Here is a 16,837-nt window from a genome sequence, read left to right as displayed (position 1 = left end):
GAAAAGGGGACTGTGACATGGCCACTCAGGTGACGGCAGCGGCGAACGCCCGGCGCACTTCCTCGTTCCTGCGGATCGCGATCGCCCTGCAGACCCTGACGATCTTCCTCCAGGCGGTCTCGGCGGGACTGCTGCTGACCTCGTCCTACGGGGCGATGCTGCATGATGTCGGAGCGCGGGTGATGTACGGGGCGTCGATGCTGTACCTGCTCGCGGCGGTGCTGGCGTGGAAGCCGGGCGGCGGCACGCCCCGGCCCGTGCTGCACGCCACGGGCTTCCTCGTACTCGCCTCGATACAGGTCGTGGTCGGCATCGCGCACGTCCCGTCGGTCCATCTCCCCCTGGGCGTCCTGATGTTCGGGCTGAGCCTGCTGGCGCTGGCCCGGCGCTGACGTCCGGCGCGGGGCGGCACCCGGTCACCGGCTACTCATCGGACAACGTGAGGTCGGGAACCCGCCAGGCCGCGATCACGAAGGCGACCAGGGACACCGCGGCACCCGTGAGGAAGACGAGGCGCATGGAGGCGACATAGCCCTCCAGGAACGGCAGGGCCGCGCTCGGGTCGAGGGCGCGCAGGAACGCGGAGTCCTCCAGGTCGACGCCGCCGTCGGGGCGGAGCACTCCCGTCAGGGCGTGCGCGTTGTCCGGCTGGGCCAGCAGCCGGCGGTAGGCCGGGTTGTGGCGGGCCTCGGCCAGCCGGTCGGCGATGCTGCCGGCCGCCGTGGTGAACAGGACCGACAGGAACGCGGCGGTGCCCACCGTGCCGCCGTTGGAGCGGAAGAAGTTGACCGATGCCGTCGCCGCGCCCATGTCCGTACGGGGCACCTCGCACTGCGCGAGCGTGGTGAGCGTCTGCATCGACGCACCGAGCCCCGCGCCCATCAAGGCCATGCCGAGCGCCGGGTGCCACAGCGGGCTGTCCGCCCGCAGCGTCGCGAAGACGAGCATCGCCGCGGTGAACGAGCCGACACCGGCGACGAGATGGACCTTGAACCGGCCGGTCCGGGCGATCATCCGGCCCGTCAGCAGTGTCACCGCGAGGTTCGCGGCGACCGTGGGCAGGGTGGCCAGGCCCGCCGCGATGGGACTCATGCCGCGGACCAGCTGCAGGTAGAGCGGCAGCGTCGTCATCGCGCCGAACATGCCGATGCCGACGACGAAGTGCAGCCCGACACCCAGCCGGAAGGTCCGGATGCGGAACAGCCGGGGCGGCAGCAGCGCGGCGTCGCCCGTCCGCCGCTCGACCACCAGGAACACGGCCAGACCCGCCACTCCGATCGCGTACATCGACAGGGCCAGGGGCGAGTCCCACCCCCAGGTACGGCCCTGCTCCGCGACGGTCAGCAGCGGCACGATGCCCACGGCCAGGGCGAGCGCCCCGGCGTAGTCGAGCCGGTGCCGCACCCGCCGGTGCGGGAAGCGCAGTACCCGCATGATCGTCACCGCGGCCGCGGCGGCGAGCGGCACGTTGATCAGGAAGATCCAGCGCCAGCCGGCGATGCCGAGCAGCTCGGCCCGGTCCGCGAAGGCACCGCCCACCAACGGGCCGACGATGCTGGCGCCGCCGAACACGGCCATGAAGTAGCCCTGGTAGCGGCCCCTTTCCCGCGGGGAGGTGATGTCCGCGATGATCGTCATCGCCAGCGACATCAGCCCGCCGCCGCCGAGACCCTGAACCGCGCGGAACGCCGCGAGTTCATAGATGGACGTGGCACAGCCGCACAGCAGTGAGCCGACGGTGAACAGGGCGATCGCGGCGAGGTAGACGGGCCTGCGGCCGTGGATGTCGGAGAGCTTGCCGTAGAGCGGCGTCGCGAGCGTGGCGGAGATGAGATACGCGGTCGTCACCCACGCCTGGGCCGTCAGCCCGTGCAGGTCGTCGGCGATGGTCCGCAGCGCGGACGAGACCACCGTCTGGTCCAGCGCCCCCAGGAACATGCCGAGGACCAGCCCGGACATGACGGTGGTGATCTGCCGGTGACTGAGCCGCGGGGGTATGTCCCCGGACGCGCCCTGTTCTTGGGTGTCGGAGAAGGTCACGTGTCGTCCTTGGGGTGGGGGCGGGTACGGGCCGCCCGGGGGTTCCGGAGCGGCCCGTACCCGGGGAACCGGGCGGTCAGCCGGCGATCTTCGCCAGGTCACCGACCGCCTGATCGACCTCGGGCAGCGTCAGCATCGCCAGCTGGGCCGACCGGGCCCGCGCCCGGGGCCCGGGGTCGGCGAGGAGCCCCCGGCACGCGTCGGCGATGCCGGCCGCGCCGCGGTCCGTGATGTGCCGGCCGAGCCCCAGCTCGGCCACCCGGTCCGCGTTGGCGGGCTGGTCCCCGAAGTGCGGCAGCACCGCCAGCGGTGTGCCGGTGCGCATGGCCTCGCGGATGCTGTTGAAGCCGCCGTGGGTGACGAACACGTCGACCGACTCCAGCAGCAGCGGCTGCGGCACCCGCTCGGTGACATGGACGTGCCCGGGAAGGCCCTCGGTGTCCACCGGAATCCCGGACGTCGACACGACCACCGTGCAGTCGTCCAGCTCGGCCGCCGCGCCCACGATCGCCTCCAGGCTCTCGGTGGGGTCCGGCAGCTTCACGGGCAGAGACGTCTCCCGGTCCGCCATGCGCTCCCGCATCACCGGCAGGGCGGTGCCGATCGCCGCGTACACCAGCGGCCGGTCCGTGGGCAGCCGGGCGAGCCAGTCCGGCAGCACGGCGCCCCGCTCGACGTCCACCGTCTGCCGGTAAGCCCACGCCTTGCGCAGATGCCGGGCGAAGGAGAAGTCGGACGGTACGTAGTCCACGCGGCCGTGCGGAACGAGGGACAGCGGGTCGTCCCGCACGGGCAGCCCCAGCTCCTCGCGCCGCTCGTTGAGCTGCGGCAGCACCTCGCCGGGGTCCAGGATGTTGCTGAACCCCGAGGGCGTGGGCAACTGCGGTACGCCCAGCAGCTCGGCGGTCAGCACCGCGCCCATGTCCATGCCGTCCCGCAGGATCACATCCGGCCGGAAGTCCTTGGCGAGGGGCAGCAGGATGTCGAGGTGCGGCTTGACTCCCGACCCCGCCACGTGCTGCATCAGCAGCCGGGTCAGTGCGTCCGTCGGCTCCGTGAGGTCGGCGGTCTCCTGGAGTTCGGCGAGGTACGGACCCATCGCGGCGAGCGGATCGAACTCCGGCAGAGCGGCGTTCACTTGGACGTCGTCGTCACGGAAGACGGGCGCGAGGGCTTCGGTGGTGACCACCAGCACCTGATGCCCGGCCTTGGAGAGGGCGCGCAGCAGGGGCAGTTGAGCACGGCCGTGGGAGGGACTGCCGAGCGTGGTGCACAGAACCCGCATGGGGGGTGAGCCTTTCTCTCGGGATTGGTTCGGTGGCAGGGAGTGGCAGGGAGGAGTGGGCAAGGGGGCGGTGCCGGCCGCCCCGCCCGGGTGTCACGCCACTCGCGTCGGCGCGTCGGCGCGCCCGATGCCCCGCCGGCTCAGTCCGGCCCGCGCGAGGCGGTCCGCGTCCAGCAGGTTGCGGAAGTCGTGGACCTCGTGGCCGGTCATGCGCGCGGCGATCGCCGCCCAGTCGAGGTCGCGCAGCTCAGGCCACTCGGTGAGGACGAGACAGGCCGCCGCCCCCTCCGCCGCCCGCACCGGGTCGTCGGAGAGCTCGAGCAGATCGCTCAGGTCGGGCCGCTCATCGCGCAACGCCGGGTCGTATGCCGTGAGTTCGGCGCCCCGCTCGCGCAGCAGCCGGGCGATGGAGAGCGCGGGCGAGTCGCGCAGGTCGGACGTGCCGGCCTTGAAGGTCAGCCCGTACAGGACGAGCCGTACGCCGTGCAGCGAGCCGTCCTCGGCGCGCCCGCAGGCGGCGGCGACCCGGTCGACGAGCTGCCGCTGATGGGCGACGTTGGTCTCGATGGTGGCGCGCAGCAGGGGGAAGTCGACCCCGGCCAGCTCGCACACGGTCAGCAGGGCGTGGGTGTCCTTGGGCAGACAGGAACCGCCCCAGCCGGGCCCGGGCCGCAGGAACGCGGAGCCGATCCGCGGGTCCCGGCCTATGCCCTCGGTGACATCGGCGATGTCGGCACCGAAGCGTTCGCAGACGGTGGCGAGGTTGTTGGCGAAGGAAAGCTTCATCGCCAGGAAGAAGTTCGCCGCGTACTTGGTGAGTTCGGCGCTGGCGGCGTCGGTGAGCACCAGCGGCGCGTCCAGTTCGGCGTACAGCTCGGCCACGCGCCGGGCGGTGTCCCGGTCGTCGGCGCCGATGACGATCCGGTCGGGGTGCAGGAAGTCCTGGACGGCGCGGCCCTCGCGCAGGAACTCCGGGTTGCTCACCACGGCCACGTCGTCCCGGCCGAGCAGCGCGGCCACCCGCTCGCACGTACCGACGGGCACCGTCGACTTGTTGACGACGACACAGCCGGGCGGCAGGACGTCGCGGATCTGCGCGGCCACGGCCTCCACCGCGGCGAGATCGGCCGCGCCGCCCGCCCCCATGGGCGTGGGCAGGCACAGGAACACCACCTCCGCCTTGGCGACGGCGGCCGCGGTGTCGCCCGTGAATTCGAGCCGGGCCGCGTCCAGGGCGTCCCGGACGGTCTCGGCCAGACCGGGCTCCAGGATGTCCACCCGGGCCTCGCGCAGCCGCTCGACCTTGTGCGGGTCGGCGTCCGCGCACACCACGAAGTGCCCGAGAGAGGCCAGACAGGCGCCGGTTGTCAGTCCGACGTAGCCGGTTCCGATGACGGCGACGCGTCGAGCAGGCACAGAAGATCACCTTTTCCGGTCGGTGGGGGTGCCCGCGTGCGACGGCTTCGAGCCGTGCGCCGTCGCGTCCTGCGGGCGGACCTGGAAGGGCCGACTCCGTCGTACGGCCCGGGAACAGCGAGGACTCAAGTCACCAATCGTTGACCTGAGTCAGGTATGTCATGCGGCGAGAACGTAAGTCAACGATTGATGACATCGGTCGGTGACTTTGAGACAGCCGCTGCAGACTGGAACATGGGCGGATGGCCGAGGGGCCGTGGAACCACGGAGGTGCGGTACGTGACCGGAGCACACAAGGGCGAGACGTCGAAGGCGGAGGTCTGCCGGCGCGCCCACAAACGCTCGGCGTCGGGAACGCGTACCGCGCTGCGCGCCGCCGCGGCCTTCCGCTTCGGCAAGTACGGCTACGAGGGCACCAGCGTGCGCGACATCGCGGGCGACGTCGGTGTGGACGCCGCCCTCGTCTACCGCTACTTCGGCTCGAAAGAAGCGCTGTTCAACGACGTGTCGGGTACGGGCAAGATATTCGAGCCGCTGCTGGACGAGCCGGTCGAGGCGATACCCGACTGGTTCTGCGCGCTGCTCATGGGCCCGCCGCGGGAGGGCGACTTCCCGCATCCGGTGCTGTCCGTGCTGCGCTCATCCGGCCGGGACGAGGCGGTGGCGCGGCTGCGGGCGGACTTCACGGAAGTGTTCTCCCAGCGCCTGGCCGCCCGGCTGGGCGGCCCCGACGCGGCTCTGCGGGCGGAACTCCTGGCGGCCTGGATGCTCGGCACCAGCCTGATGCGAACGGAGATCCGCCCGCCCGCCTTGGCCTCGGCGCCGGACGCCACACTGGAGCGCTACCTCCGAGCGGGCATCGAGGTGCTGCTGGGCCCGGGGCCGGGGGACGGCGTGGGGACGACCGAAGCCGGAGACGAAGGTCCCTGCGTCGGCGACAACTGCCCCGATGCCGGGTGAGACATGGGACCTCAGACGGTGGCCTGGGGCCGGGCCGGGGTGAGGTAGTACCCGGCGGTCCGCGTGGCGTGCGGGGCGAGCAGGTCCAGCAGTTGGTCGGCCGCGAGCTTGAGGAGGTCGCCGTCGCGCTCGGCGTGGAGGGTTTCCAGGACGAAGGCCACGCGGGTGGAGTTCTCGGTGACGCGGGTGCGGTGGGAGTCGCGGTGGTTCCAGTGCCGCGTCAGGACCCCGGCGGCGTCCGCGTAGATGATCTCACCGGGCTTGGGGTGCTCGACGGTGTCGGGTTCGCCGAGCGGGGTGAAGGACTCGGTGCCGTCCGCGTGGTGGATGCCGATGTCGCCGGCGACCTGGTCGAGGTCGAAGGCGCCGGCGGGCAGACCGTGGCGCACGGAGACGGCGTTGTAGGAGTCGACGGCCGGGTTGATGCGCGGCAGGGTTCCCTTCTTGGCGAAGCGGCGGCCGAGCGCGTCGACGCTGGGGCGGATGCGGCGGGGGTTGGTGCCGAAGGAGCGGTAGGCGGTGTGCCAGGCCTCGATACGGGGGTCGGTCTCGTCGGCCGGACGCCAGACGCCGGCGGCGACCTGCTGCTCCAGCTCCTCCAGCGCCGCGCTGGTGTGCGGCCAGGGCTCGCGGCCGCGCAGGCCGGTGGCGGTGACCAGGGCGATGAGGGTGCCGGGGAAGGCGTCCGCGACGGCGGGGGAGAGGTGGAAGGAGGTCATGGTCGGGCTTCCGTTTCCTGCGTAGGGGGAGGGGGAGGGCGTCAGGGCTTCCACGTGCCGACGCGATCCAGGCTGGTCAGGTCGGCGCGAGGAGGCTGACGGCGATGGCGGCGGTGCCCAGGCCGACGAGCTGACCGCGGTGGATGCGCTCGGCGGGTACACCGCGCGCGAGCAGGACCGTGCCGGCCGGGTAGAGGGCGACGACCACGGCGACCACGGCGAGGTCCCCGCCGCGAGCGGCGCGCAGGAACAGCAGGTTCGCCACCGAGTCGAGCACGCCGGCGGCCGAGGACACCGCCCGGCCGATGATCAGCTGGGCAACCCCGCTGTCGGACGGTGCCCGGTGCAGGGCGACAGGACGTTCATCGGGCCGGTCGCCGGCGTGCGGTAGAGCAGGACGAACGCGGCTGCCGAGGCGACCCCGGACGCGGCACCCCAGCCGAGGGCGCCGGTGCCGAACGAGGCGCCGAGCACCGGCCAGAGCAGCAGCTCGACCACGAGCGATCACAGCACATCCCTTACCATCCAGTGGAACGACCAGACCGTACAACGCAACGACCGGTCGATGTCAACCAAACGACCGCGCGGCGCATTGGAATGGTCGATGGCCAAGAGGGAGATCACATGGTCGAGACAGCCGCGGCCCTGCGGACGGTCGCGCACAACGTCCGGGCGGCACGCACCCGGGCTGGCCTGTCCCTGGAGGAGCTCGGCCGCCGGGCCCAGGTGAGCAAGGGGGCCCTGGTCGCACTGGAGAAAGCCCAGGGCAACCCCAATCTGGCCACCCTGGTCCGACTGGCCGACACCCTCGGCATCTCGGTCTCCGCTCTGATGCAGGGGCCGCCCGAAGGTCGCGTCCGTGTCGTGGCCGCCGACGCCGTGGCACCCCTGTGGGCCGGTGAGCGGGGCAGCGAGGCCCGCCTCATGCTGACGACCTCGGGCCCGGCCCCCGTCGAGGTCTGGCGCTGGCGCCTGGAGCCGGACGAGGAATACCCCAGCCACCCCCACCAGGCCGGAGTCGTGGAAACCGTCAGCGTCACCTCGGGCCGCATGACCCTGATCGTCGACGGCAAGGAACACACGCTGGAAGCCGGGCAGACCGCCACCTTCGACGGCGATGCCTCGCACACCTACCGCGGCTCCGGCACGGAACCCTGCGACCTGATCATGACGGTCCACCTGCCCCCGGCGCCCTGAACCGCGGCCTCAGCTCGGAAGAGCCGCACCCGAGCCCAGGTGCCCCCGCAGCCACTGCTCCGTGTTGCTCACATGCAGCAGTGCGGCCGCCTGACTGAGGGCGGAGTCACGGGCGGCCAGGGCCTTGAAGATCGCCTCGTGCTCGGCGAGGGTCCGCCCCGCGGCCTGGGCGTCGACCAGTCCGCGCCAGATCCGGGCACGAAGGGTGCGGCCGGAGATGCCCTCCAGCAGGGTGAGGAGGCTCTCGTTGCCCGTGGCCGAGACGACGGCGCGATGGAAGGCGGCGTCATGGGCGTTGAGCAGTTCCACATCGTCACGGGCCTCGCGCATGGCATCCAAGTGCCGCTCCACCTCGCCCAGTTGGGCGTCGGAGATCCGGGTGGCGGCCAGTGCCGTGGCGACCGGTTCGAGGAGCCGCCGTACCTCCATGAGGTCCTGGAGTGCGGCCGAGTCGCCCTGCAGCAGTTCCACCGCACCCCCGAGGCCTCCGAGGAGCAGGCTCGGCTGAAGGCTGGTCACATACGTGCCGTCGCCCCGCCGCACCTCCAGGACCCGCGCGACGGCCAGTGCCTTGACGGCTTCGCGCGCCAGATTGCGGGACAGGCCCAACTGGGCGGCCAGGTCCGCCTCCGGAGGGAGCTTCGAACCGGGTGGCAGGGCGCCGGTCCTGATCAGCTCGCGAATCTGCTCGATGGCCTTGTCCGTCAGAGACAACGCGCACTCCTCACCGGCCGGATGGTGCGGGGAAACATACCATGTCTGACCCATCGCTAAGCCCGGTAAGTGACGAAATGCCAGGCTAAGTGCACGGTTTACTGGCGCCATTCATCACGTCATACCCGTTGACATCCCATGACTCAGGGTCGATCTTCGTGCATAACGTCTCCTGCCCCCCTCATACCAGGGATGTCTTCATGCCGAGGTCTTCGATCAACAGACGCCAGTTCCTCGCCAGTGCCACCTGCGTGGCCGCGGCGGCCGGCGCCGGAGGTGTGTTCGGTGCAGGCGGCGCGCAGGCGGCGCCCCGGAGGTACACGCCCGACTGGGGTTCGGTGGACCGGCACCCGCCGGCCCCGGAATGGTTCCAGGACGCCAAGTTCGGCGTCTACTTCCACTGGGGCGCCTTCAGCGTTCCGGCCTACGACAGCGAGTGGTACCCGCGCAACATGTACGCGGGCGGCAGCAACGCGAACAAGCACCACATCGCGACCTACGGTCAGCCCTCCCAATGGCCGTTCCACAACTTCATCGACGGCGCGCAGGACCTGGCGGGCAACAATGTGAAGTTCGCGCCGAAGCTGAAGTCGGCGGGCGGGAACTTCGACCCCGACGAGTGGGCGCAGCTGTTCGTCGACGCGGGCGCCAGGTTCGCCGGCCCCGTGGCGGAGCACCATGACGGCTTCTCCATGTGGGACAGCCACGTCAACGAGTGGAACTCGGTGGACAAGGGCCCGGGGCTGGACCTGCTGCGGATCTTCACCACGGCCATCCGCGCCAAGGGCCTCAAGCTGCTGGTGGCGATGCACCACGCGTACAACTACAACGGCTACTTCGAGCACGCGCCCGCCCAGACGGACCCCAGCCTCAAGAAGCTCTACGGGCAGTTGAGCGCGACGGAGGAGAACCAGCTCTGGTACGACAAGCTCAAGGAGGTCATCGACCGGGCCGAACCCGACATCCTCTGGCAGGACTTCAAGCTGGACGCCGTCGACGAGGCGCAGCGGCTGAACTTCCTCGCGTACTACTACAACGAGGCCATCGGCTGGGGCCGCGAGGTCGTCGCCACGTACAAGGACGGCCTGAACGGCAAGGGCGAGGTCTTCGACTACGAACGCGGCGGCCCGGCCGACCTCACCGCCCCGTACTGGCTCACCGACGACAGCATCTCGAGCAACAGCTGGTGCTACACCCAGAACATCGGCTACTACAGCACGCGGCAGATGCTGCACTCCTTCATCGACCGGGTCAGCAAGAACGGCAACATGCTGCTGAACATCGCGCCGATGGCCGACGGCACCGTCCCCCAGGTACAGAAGGACATCCTGCTGGGCATCGGGGACCACCTGAAGCGCTTCGGAGAGTCGCTCTACTCGACCCGCGCGTGGACGGCGTACGGCGAGGGTCCGACGAAGATGGGCGGCGGCTCCTTCACCCGGCCCACGGCCGGCACCGCACAGGACATCCGCTTCACACGGAACAAGGCGAACACAGTCCTCTACGCCACCGTGCTCGGCTGGCCCGGCAGCTCACTGACCGTCAAGACGCTGAGCGCGAACCGGATCGACCTCTCGTCGCTGACCTCGGTGAAGCTGCTCGGCTCCACGGCCGGTTCCTACACCGACCTGCCGAAGCCGGCACAGAACGCATCGGGGCTGACGGTCACCCTGCCGTCCTCGGCGCCCTACAGCGCCGACGCCTACGTCCTGAAGCTCGCGTTCTCCGGCCCGATCCCCGGCCTGCGCCCCCTGGCCGGTGCCGTCGGCTACCGGGATGTGAACCACTCCGGCGTCGCCGCCGTGCTTCCCGTCGGCGACTACACCGCGGACGAACTGACCGCTGCCGGACTGGGCACCCGCTCTCTCTCCTCCCTGCGATTGGCCCCCGGCTACCAGGTCATCGGCTGGTCCGGCGACCACTTCACCGGCACTTCCTGGACGTTCACCGCCGACAACGCCGACCTCCGGGTCACCGGCGGCAACGACCGGGTCACCTCGCTCAAGGTCCAGTTCAGGCCCTCGACGTACTTCCGCATCACCAATGTCACCGACGGACTGGCCCTCGACAGCGGCGGCGACGTCGCCTCCGGGGCCGACCTCAAGCAGTGGACCTGGGACGGCAGCCCCAATCTGCACTGGCAGGCGGTGGAGGTCGGAGGCGGCCACTACAAGCTGGTCAACCGCGCCAACGGCATGGTCGCCGACGGCTGGGGAGCCACTACCGACGGTTCCGCCGCCCGGCAGGCCGCCTGGAACGGCGGAAACAACCAGCAGTGGACGATCACCCACCGGGGCGACGGCCGCTACTCCCTCGCCAACCGGAGCACCGGCCTGGTCCTCGACGGCGGCGGCAACGTGCCCTCGGGCTCGGTCACCAAGCAGTGGACGTACAACAGCAGCACCAACCTGCTGTGGACGTTCACGGCCCTCTGACCGCTGCCCGTGCGCCGTCAGGGGCGGCGGCTGATGACATCGGCCAGCCTCGCCAGACGGGACTCGCGCTGACGACCGGCGAGTTCCTTGCGGTCCGCACGGCTGTAGGCCAGATACATGGACCGCACCCCCAGCCACCGCAGCGGCTCGACTTCCCACTTGCCCGAGGTGTGGCCCACCCAGGGAAGCCGGGTGAGTTCGGTGTCATGGCCGAGGACCAGGTCGCGCAGGGTACGGCCGGCCAGGTTGGTGGTGGTGAGCCCCTGGCCGACGTACCCGCCGGCGTGCCCGAGTCCGGTGGCCGGGTCGAAGACCGCGCTGGAGCACCAGTCCCGGGGCACGCCGAGGACACCGCACCAGGCGTGTTCCACCCGGTGGCCGCGCGTGGCGGGGAACCTGCGGTGCAGGATCGAGGTGAGGGACCGGATGGTCGCCTCCTGCGTGGCGCCGTCGCGGTCGGTGGCCGAACCGAAGCGGTAGGGGATGCCCCGTCCGCCGATCGCGATCCGGCCGTCGGCCGTGCGCTGGCCGTACATGTGGGAGTAGCACTTGTCGCCGAGGGTCTCGCCCCCGCCCCAGCCGATCTCGTCCCACACGGACCGCGGCAGGGGCTCGGTGACGATCATCGAGCTGTTCATCGGGAGCCAGGTGCGCCGTTCCCCGGCCAGCGACGCGGTGTAGCCCTCGGTCGCCCGCAGGATGACGGGTGCCCGTACGACACCCCGGTCGGTGTGCGCCCGGCCGCTCTCGATCCGGGTGACGGCGGTCGACTCCCGGATCGTGACGCCGAGCGACTCGACGATGTCGGCCAGGCCGCGGACGTAGCGGGCCGGCTGCATCCGGGCGCAGTGCGGGGTGTAGGCGGCCTTGAGCGCCTCCGGGATGCGGAGGCGCTCACGCAGTTCGCCGTCGTCCAGCAGGCGGGACTCGGTGACGCCCCACCTGTGGTCCTCGGTGACCCCGGAGGTCAGCCGCCGCACCTGTGACGGGGAACAGGCGATGCGGAGGGTCCCGCCCTTGACGACATCGGCCTCGATGCCCTCGGCCGCGCCGACGGCGACGATCTCGTCCACGGCCTCGTGCATCAGCCGCTGCTGCGCCTTGGTCGCGTCGACGCCGTACAGCTCCGCGAACCTGTCCCGGGAGCCGGCGAGCAGCCCGGAGGCCCAGCCGCCGTTGCGCCCGGAGGCGCCGTAGCCCGCGAACTCCCGCTCCAGGACGACGATCTGGAGAGAGGGGTCGGCCTTCTTGAGGTAGTAGGCGGTCCACAGTCCGGTGAAACCGGCGCCGACGATGCACACGTCGGCAGTGGTGTCCCCGGGGAGAGCGGGGCGCAGCGGAGGCCGGCCTCCGATGGCCTCGAACCAGAACGAGACGTGTCCGTTGACGGGATCCGCCCGTGGCGTGGTGACAGCGTCCATGACCGTGCTCACATCCCCAGCAGCGCGGGGAGTTCGGACAGGTCGCGGATCTCGTCGTAGGGCTGGTAGGCGTCGCTGCCCTTGAGGTCGTAGCGGTTCACCCAGACCCGCCGGGCGATGCCCAGGTCCTTGGTGGGCATGATGTCGTAGTCCCAGCCCTGCGCGGCATGGGTGATCTGGTCCCTGCTCTGCGGCAGCACCTCGAAGAGCTTCTCGAAGGCCTGGCGGCGGGGCTTGTAGGCGCCTGCCTGCTGGGCGGTGACCACATGGTCGAAGGGGACGCCGATGGTCTCCAGGTGATACGGGATCAGATCGTCGTCGCTGTTGGTCAGGATGGCGATGTCGTAGCGCTCCTTGAGCCTGCGGAGCGCGTCGGGAACGTCGGGGAAGACCGGGAACCTCTCGGCGGCGGCGATCAGCCGGTCGTAGTCCTCGTCGCGGTACTCGATGCCGTGCAGCAGCATGCAGTTCTCGAGGCTGTCCCGCACGATCTCGCGGTAGCGGCGGTAGGGCTGGACGACGCCCTGGAAACGCATGACGCGCAGGTTGTCGAGGAAGACCTCGTGGTCGACGCCGACCTCGTCGAGGCGGTCCCGGACGATGGGCAGGGTGGCGCGGTTGAGGTCGAAGTCGATCAGGGTGCGGTAGCAGTCGAAGGAGACGACGGGCCTCGGAGCCATGGGCGTTCCTCAGTGTCGTGCCGCGTGCGAGCGGCGGGACGTGGTCTTCGCTCTGATGTCCTCACTCTGCGCCGGGGCGTCGCGGCAAGACAGGAACAGAGTGTCAGCGCATCGCCGTTCCGCTTGACACAGCGTCGCGTCGACGCGGGCCGGTGAGCCCTCTGAGCAGCGCGTACGCTCACCAGGCGAGCGGTTCCCGGTCCCGGAAGAAGCCGCCCGTGGGGCCGTCGTCGGGCAGGGTCGCCAGCCAGACCGGGGTGTCGGCCCCCTCGGCCGGGCCGCGGGTCGCGGTCGGGCTCATGCCGGTGCGCACCCAGCCGGGCGACGCGGCGTTGACCAGGACCCCGCTGCCGGCGAGCTCCGCGGCGAGCAGCCGGGTCAGCGCGTTCAGCGCGGCCTTGGAGACGCGGTAGCCGGGTTCGGTCGGGCGGTCCATGAGGGCGAGGGAGCCGAGCGTGCTGCCGATGTTCACGATGCGGCCGTAACCGGCGGCGACCATGCCCGGGACGACCGCCTGGGCGCACCGCCAGGCGCCGAGCACGTTGGTGTCCCACACCCGGGCCGCGACGGCGAGGTCGGCCGTCGCGGGCGCCTGCTTGCCGTCGGTGATGCCGGCGTTGTTGACGAGGATGTCGATGCGCCCGTCCTCGTCCATGATCCGCCGCACCGCCGCGGTGACGCTGTCCTCGTCCCGTACGTCCAGCCGCACGTCGCGTGCCGTGTCTCCGCCCTCTCGTACACCGCGCCACACGCGGACACCCTGTCCGGCCAGGCCTTCGGCGATGGCGGCACCCAGTCCTCGGTTCGCGCCCGTGACCAGCGCGGTTCTCTGTTCCATGGCGACCAGCTGTACCGCAGCCGGCAGGCCGCGCGATACCGGCGGGCGAGGAACGCAACGTCGTGTCAACCGGGCCCGGGACCACCTGACACTCTGTATCTGTCGGCCCCGGGTGACCTGTCCCACAGTGTCTGCACCCGGCCTTGCCGACGAAAGGCGCGCACCACCATGACAACCACCCTCGACGACGTTCCCGTCAATCGGTTCCATCGCCGCCTGGTCGCGGTGGCGATGGGCGGCCCGTTCTGCGACGGGTATCTGCTCGGCATCATCGCCATCGCACTGAGCCAGATCACCCCCCAGCTGCACCTGGGTTCCGTGTGGTCCGGACTGCTCGCCAGTTCCGCCCTGATCGGCGTGTTCGTCGGAGCGATGGTCTTCGGCGCGATCACCGACCGGGTCGGGCGACGGTTGATGTACGTCCTCAACCTCGTGGTGTTCGTCGCCGCGTCGATCCCGCAGTTCTTCGTGAACGAGGCCTGGCAGCTCTTCGTGCTGCGCCTGATCATCGGGATCGCCGTCGGCGCGGACTATCCGATCGCCTCGGCCCTCACCGCCGAGCTGGTGCCCAGGAAACTGCGCGGCAGCGCGCTGTCCGGGCTGGTGCTGTCCTGGTGGATCGGCTACGGCGTGAGCTACTGGATCGGGCTGGCCCTGATGGGGGTCGGCGACGACGCGTGGCGCTGGATGCTGGCCTCGGGGGCCGTACCGGCGGCGATCTTCCTGGCCATGCGGGCGGGACTCCCTGAGTCACCGCGATGGCTGGCCAGCCGGGGCAGGGTCGACGAGGCGACGGCGATCGTACGGCGCTACATAGGGCCCGACGTCCGGGTCGACGAACTCGTCGAGGAGAGCAGGGTGCCGCGGCGCACCGGGTCGGGCCTCGGCAACATCGGCGAGGTGTTCCGCCGCGGCTACACGAAGCAGGTGGTGTTCTGCTCGACGTTCTTCCTGTGCCAGGTGGCGACGGGCTACGCGATCCGGACCTTCCAGCCGCAGATCCTCACATCGATGGGCGTCGGCAACGCGACCACCAGCGCCGCGGTCATGATGCTGATCCCGATCCTGGGCGTGTCGACCGGTCTGTTCCTGGTCAACCGCGTCGGCAGGAGGCCGCTGCTGATCGGCAGCTTCGTCGCGATCTTCGTCGCGCTGTTCTGCCTGGCGGTGCTGCCGCTGCACCTCGCCCTGCCGGTCATCGTCCTGTTCCTGGTGTTCCACTTCGCCGAGGCCGCCGGCAGCGCCCTGCAGTTCCTCTACCCCAGCGAGCTCTTCCCCACCGATCTGCGGGCGACCGGCGTCGGCTTCGCCTCCGCCATGAGCCGCATCGGATCGGCCGGCGGCACGTTCTGTCTGCCGCTGCTCATCGCCGGGGTGGGCAACTCCGGAACGCTGCTGATCGGAGCGGGCATCACACTCGTCGGCCTGGTGGTCTCCCTGGCCCTGGCGCCGGAGACGAAGGACCGCCCCCTCACCTCCACGACCAAGACCGAAGCCGTGCCGGTCCGGCAGCCGTGACCCATTGCGTGGTGGCTCGAAAGCATGCAGGTTGTCAGAGTGAGCGACGGCGGGACAGTGACGGTGGCCGAGGTACTGGCCCTTCCCGTGCTGGTCCGCGGACTGCCGAAGATCCTCGCGGGGCACGACCGGCTGGACCGGCCCGTGCGCTGGGTGCATGTCACCGAGTGGGAGCACCCGGCCTCGGCCCTGCGGGGCGGCGAGCTGGTGCTGACCACCGGGTTCGGCTTTCCCAACCGGCTGGAGGAGTGGGCCGCCGAATTCGCGGACATCGGTGCCGCCGCCCTGGTTCTGGAACTCGGCCGCCGCTTCCAGGAAGCGCCTTATGAACTCGTCGCCGCGTGCCGTGCGCGGGGCGTGCCGCTGATCGTGCTGCAGCGTGGGATCAAGTTCGTCGACGTGACCCAGGAAGTGCACGCGATGATCCTGACCGGCCAGGTCCGTACGCTCAAGGCCGCGCAGCACGTCCACGACACCTTCACCGCGCTCTCCCTGCGCGGAGCGGGAGCCGACGAGGTCGTCCGGGCCGCCGCGACGATGACCGGCCGAGCCGTCGTACTGGAGAACCTGGCCCACCAGGCCCTGATCTGCGCCCCCGGCGAAGCCATGGTGGAGGACGCGCTCAACCGGTGGGAGGAGCGCTCCCGGGTCACTCCCTCGCCCACCGAACGCACCGAGGTCTGCGGACAGGAGGGCTGGCTGGTCACCTCGGTGGAGTTCCGCGGGCAGCGCTGGGGACGGCTGGCCATGCTGCCGGGCAACACCGCCCAGCAGCGGTTCCACACCGACCATGTGATGGTCCTGGAGCGGGCGGCCATCGCACTCACCCTGTCCCGGCTCACCCATGAGACGCGCTGGGAGGAACAGGCCCAACGGGACGCGCTGCTCGACGTCCTGGAACAGCGGCATCTGTCCTGGCGCGACACCCGGACGAAGATCACCGCGCTCGGGGTGCCGACCCAGGGGCGCAGACTCGCCGTCGTACTGGTCTGCGCCGCCGACCGTGACGCGCTGCTCGACAAGCTGCGCGCACGGCTTGAGGGCAGCGCCCTCGTGGGAGACCTTGGAGAGCGCGGAATCGGCGTGCTCCTGGCCTACCGGGAGCCGGGCGGCTGGCGCCCGCTGGCCACCGACATCAGCGAACTGGCCGGTGCGCCCGTCTACGTCGGTGCCGAGGTGGGCGAACTGTCCGAGGTGGCCCGCTCCGCCGCCGAGGCGGAACAGGTCGCCGACGCCGTTCCGCCGGTCGGGCCGGCGGCCGTCCGCACCATCGCGGACATCGGCCTGCCCGAGCTGTTCTACTCGCTGCGCGACGACCCACGGGTCCAGGCCTACGCCGAGCGCCAACTGGCCGCACTGCTCGCCCATGACCAGGACCACGGCACGGACCTGCTGACCACCCTGCGCCACTACCTCGCGTCCGCGGGCAACAAGTCGATCGCGGCCCGGCGGAGCCACCTGTCACGGCAGGCGCTCTACCAACGCCTGCATCTCATCGAGGACATCCTGCGCGCGGACCTCGAGTCCGGCGACTGCCGGGCGCAGCTGCATGTCGCGATCGCGGCCCTGGACGCTCAACGGGCACGACACCGCCCGGGCCGGGCGTGATCTTCA

The 16,837-nt window shown here is 70.8% G+C and carries 14 protein-coding genes and 1 pseudogene; 6 read left to right on the top strand and 9 right to left on the bottom strand.

Annotation, left to right across the window (positions count from 1 at the left end; translation table 11 throughout):
- Positions 1–17: 17 nt before the first annotated feature.
- On the top strand, positions 18–392 hold the full coding sequence (locus tag ACFT32_RS03375) for a hypothetical protein (protein ID WP_382485279.1): 375 nt from the start codon (positions 18–20) through the stop codon (positions 390–392).
- A gap of 31 nt (positions 393–423) precedes the next feature.
- Here the strand turns inward: ACFT32_RS03375 and ACFT32_RS03370 are convergent, their stop codons facing one another.
- From ACFT32_RS03370 to ACFT32_RS03360, 3 genes are all read right to left on the bottom strand, one after another.
- On the bottom strand, positions 424–2,040 hold the full coding sequence (locus ACFT32_RS03370; protein WP_382485277.1) for an MDR family MFS transporter: 1,617 nt from the start codon (positions 2,038–2,040) through the stop codon (positions 424–426).
- A gap of 76 nt (positions 2,041–2,116) precedes the next feature.
- On the bottom strand, positions 2,117–3,325 hold the full coding sequence (locus tag ACFT32_RS03365; protein WP_382485275.1) for a glycosyltransferase: 1,209 nt from the start codon (positions 3,323–3,325) through the stop codon (positions 2,117–2,119).
- Positions 3,326–3,418: 93 nt separating this feature from the next.
- Positions 3,419–4,741: a UDP-glucose dehydrogenase family protein gene (locus ACFT32_RS03360; RefSeq protein ID WP_382485273.1), complete on the bottom strand. Its 1,323-nt coding sequence runs from the start codon at positions 4,739–4,741 to the stop codon at positions 3,419–3,421.
- Between the two features lie 279 nt (positions 4,742–5,020).
- Between ACFT32_RS03360 and ACFT32_RS03355 the strand changes: the two genes are divergently transcribed.
- Positions 5,021–5,701, top strand: a complete 681-nt coding sequence (locus ACFT32_RS03355) for a TetR family transcriptional regulator (protein WP_382485271.1) — start codon at positions 5,021–5,023, stop codon at positions 5,699–5,701.
- Between the two features lie 11 nt (positions 5,702–5,712).
- On the opposite strand, the gene ACFT32_RS03350 is transcribed toward ACFT32_RS03355, so the two are convergent.
- Positions 5,713–6,420, bottom strand: coding sequence for a B3/4 domain-containing protein (locus tag ACFT32_RS03350; RefSeq protein WP_382485269.1), 708 nt, complete (start codon positions 6,418–6,420; stop codon positions 5,713–5,715).
- Between the two features lie 76 nt (positions 6,421–6,496).
- Positions 6,497–6,924 (bottom strand): annotated as a pseudogene (locus ACFT32_RS03345) (EamA family transporter); the annotation flags it as partial.
- Positions 6,925–7,044: 120 nt separating this feature from the next.
- Between ACFT32_RS03345 and ACFT32_RS03340 the strand changes: the two are divergent.
- The gene (locus tag ACFT32_RS03340) at positions 7,045–7,617 is read left to right on the top strand and encodes a helix-turn-helix domain-containing protein (RefSeq protein ID WP_382485266.1); all 573 of its coding nucleotides are present in this window, start codon (positions 7,045–7,047) and stop codon (positions 7,615–7,617) included.
- A gap of 9 nt (positions 7,618–7,626) precedes the next feature.
- Here ACFT32_RS03340 and ACFT32_RS03335 read toward each other — a convergent pair whose 3' ends face one another.
- The gene (locus ACFT32_RS03335; RefSeq protein ID WP_382485263.1) at positions 7,627–8,331 is read right to left on the bottom strand and encodes a FadR/GntR family transcriptional regulator; all 705 of its coding nucleotides are present in this window, start codon (positions 8,329–8,331) and stop codon (positions 7,627–7,629) included.
- A gap of 200 nt (positions 8,332–8,531) precedes the next feature.
- On the opposite strand from ACFT32_RS03335, the gene ACFT32_RS03330 reads away from it, so the two are divergent.
- Complete coding sequence (locus ACFT32_RS03330; protein WP_382485261.1) at positions 8,532–10,766, top strand: alpha-L-fucosidase; 2,235 nt, start codon at positions 8,532–8,534, stop codon at positions 10,764–10,766.
- Between the two features lie 17 nt (positions 10,767–10,783).
- On the opposite strand, the gene ACFT32_RS03325 is transcribed toward ACFT32_RS03330, so the two are convergent.
- From ACFT32_RS03325 to ACFT32_RS03315, 3 genes are all read right to left on the bottom strand, one after another.
- The gene (locus ACFT32_RS03325; protein WP_382485259.1) at positions 10,784–12,187 is read right to left on the bottom strand and encodes an NAD(P)/FAD-dependent oxidoreductase; all 1,404 of its coding nucleotides are present in this window, start codon (positions 12,185–12,187) and stop codon (positions 10,784–10,786) included.
- 8 nt (positions 12,188–12,195) lie between these two features.
- On the bottom strand, positions 12,196–12,867 hold the full coding sequence (locus ACFT32_RS03320) for an HAD-IA family hydrolase (protein ID WP_382485257.1): 672 nt from the start codon (positions 12,865–12,867) through the stop codon (positions 12,196–12,198).
- Positions 12,868–13,045: 178 nt separating this feature from the next.
- Positions 13,046–13,705: an SDR family NAD(P)-dependent oxidoreductase gene (locus ACFT32_RS03315; protein ID WP_382485254.1), complete on the bottom strand. Its 660-nt coding sequence runs from the start codon at positions 13,703–13,705 to the stop codon at positions 13,046–13,048.
- Positions 13,706–13,873: 168 nt separating this feature from the next.
- Between ACFT32_RS03315 and ACFT32_RS03310 the strand changes: the two genes are divergently transcribed.
- Entirely contained in the window at positions 13,874–15,223 is a 1,350-nt protein-coding gene (locus tag ACFT32_RS03310; protein WP_382485252.1) for an MFS transporter, read from the top strand.
- 24 nt (positions 15,224–15,247) lie between these two features.
- Entirely contained in the window at positions 15,248–16,831 is a 1,584-nt protein-coding gene (locus ACFT32_RS03305) for a PucR family transcriptional regulator (RefSeq protein ID WP_382485249.1), read from the top strand.
- Positions 16,832–16,837 lie beyond the last annotated feature (6 nt).

Origin of the sequence: Streptomyces sp. NPDC057002 (genome assembly GCF_042673825.1) — a bacterium.
Taxonomy (GTDB): Bacteria; Actinomycetota; Actinomycetes; order Streptomycetales; family Streptomycetaceae; genus Streptomyces.
Note: the sequence above shows the minus strand (reverse complement) of the source record. Positions and strands in the feature narration are given on the sequence as shown.

Coding starts and splice junctions, on each gene's coding strand:
- ACFT32_RS03375 (WP_382485279.1), top strand. CDS start 18: ATGGCCACTCAGGTGACGGCAGCGGCGAACGCCCGGCGCACTTCCTCG.
- ACFT32_RS03365 (WP_382485275.1), bottom strand. CDS start 3,325: ATGCGGGTTCTGTGCACCACGCTCGGCAGTCCCTCCCACGGCCGTGCT.
- ACFT32_RS03350 (WP_382485269.1), bottom strand. CDS start 6,420: ATGACCTCCTTCCACCTCTCCCCCGCCGTCGCGGACGCCTTCCCCGGC.
- ACFT32_RS03340 (WP_382485266.1), top strand. CDS start 7,045: ATGGTCGAGACAGCCGCGGCCCTGCGGACGGTCGCGCACAACGTCCGG.
- ACFT32_RS03330 (WP_382485261.1), top strand. CDS start 8,532: ATGCCGAGGTCTTCGATCAACAGACGCCAGTTCCTCGCCAGTGCCACC.
- ACFT32_RS03325 (WP_382485259.1), bottom strand. CDS start 12,187: ATGGACGCTGTCACCACGCCACGGGCGGATCCCGTCAACGGACACGTC.
- ACFT32_RS03320 (WP_382485257.1), bottom strand. CDS start 12,867: ATGGCTCCGAGGCCCGTCGTCTCCTTCGACTGCTACCGCACCCTGATC.
- ACFT32_RS03315 (WP_382485254.1), bottom strand. CDS start 13,705: ATGGAACAGAGAACCGCGCTGGTCACGGGCGCGAACCGAGGACTGGGT.
- ACFT32_RS03310 (WP_382485252.1), top strand. CDS start 13,874: ATGACAACCACCCTCGACGACGTTCCCGTCAATCGGTTCCATCGCCGC.
- ACFT32_RS03305 (WP_382485249.1), top strand. CDS start 15,248: ATGCAGGTTGTCAGAGTGAGCGACGGCGGGACAGTGACGGTGGCCGAG.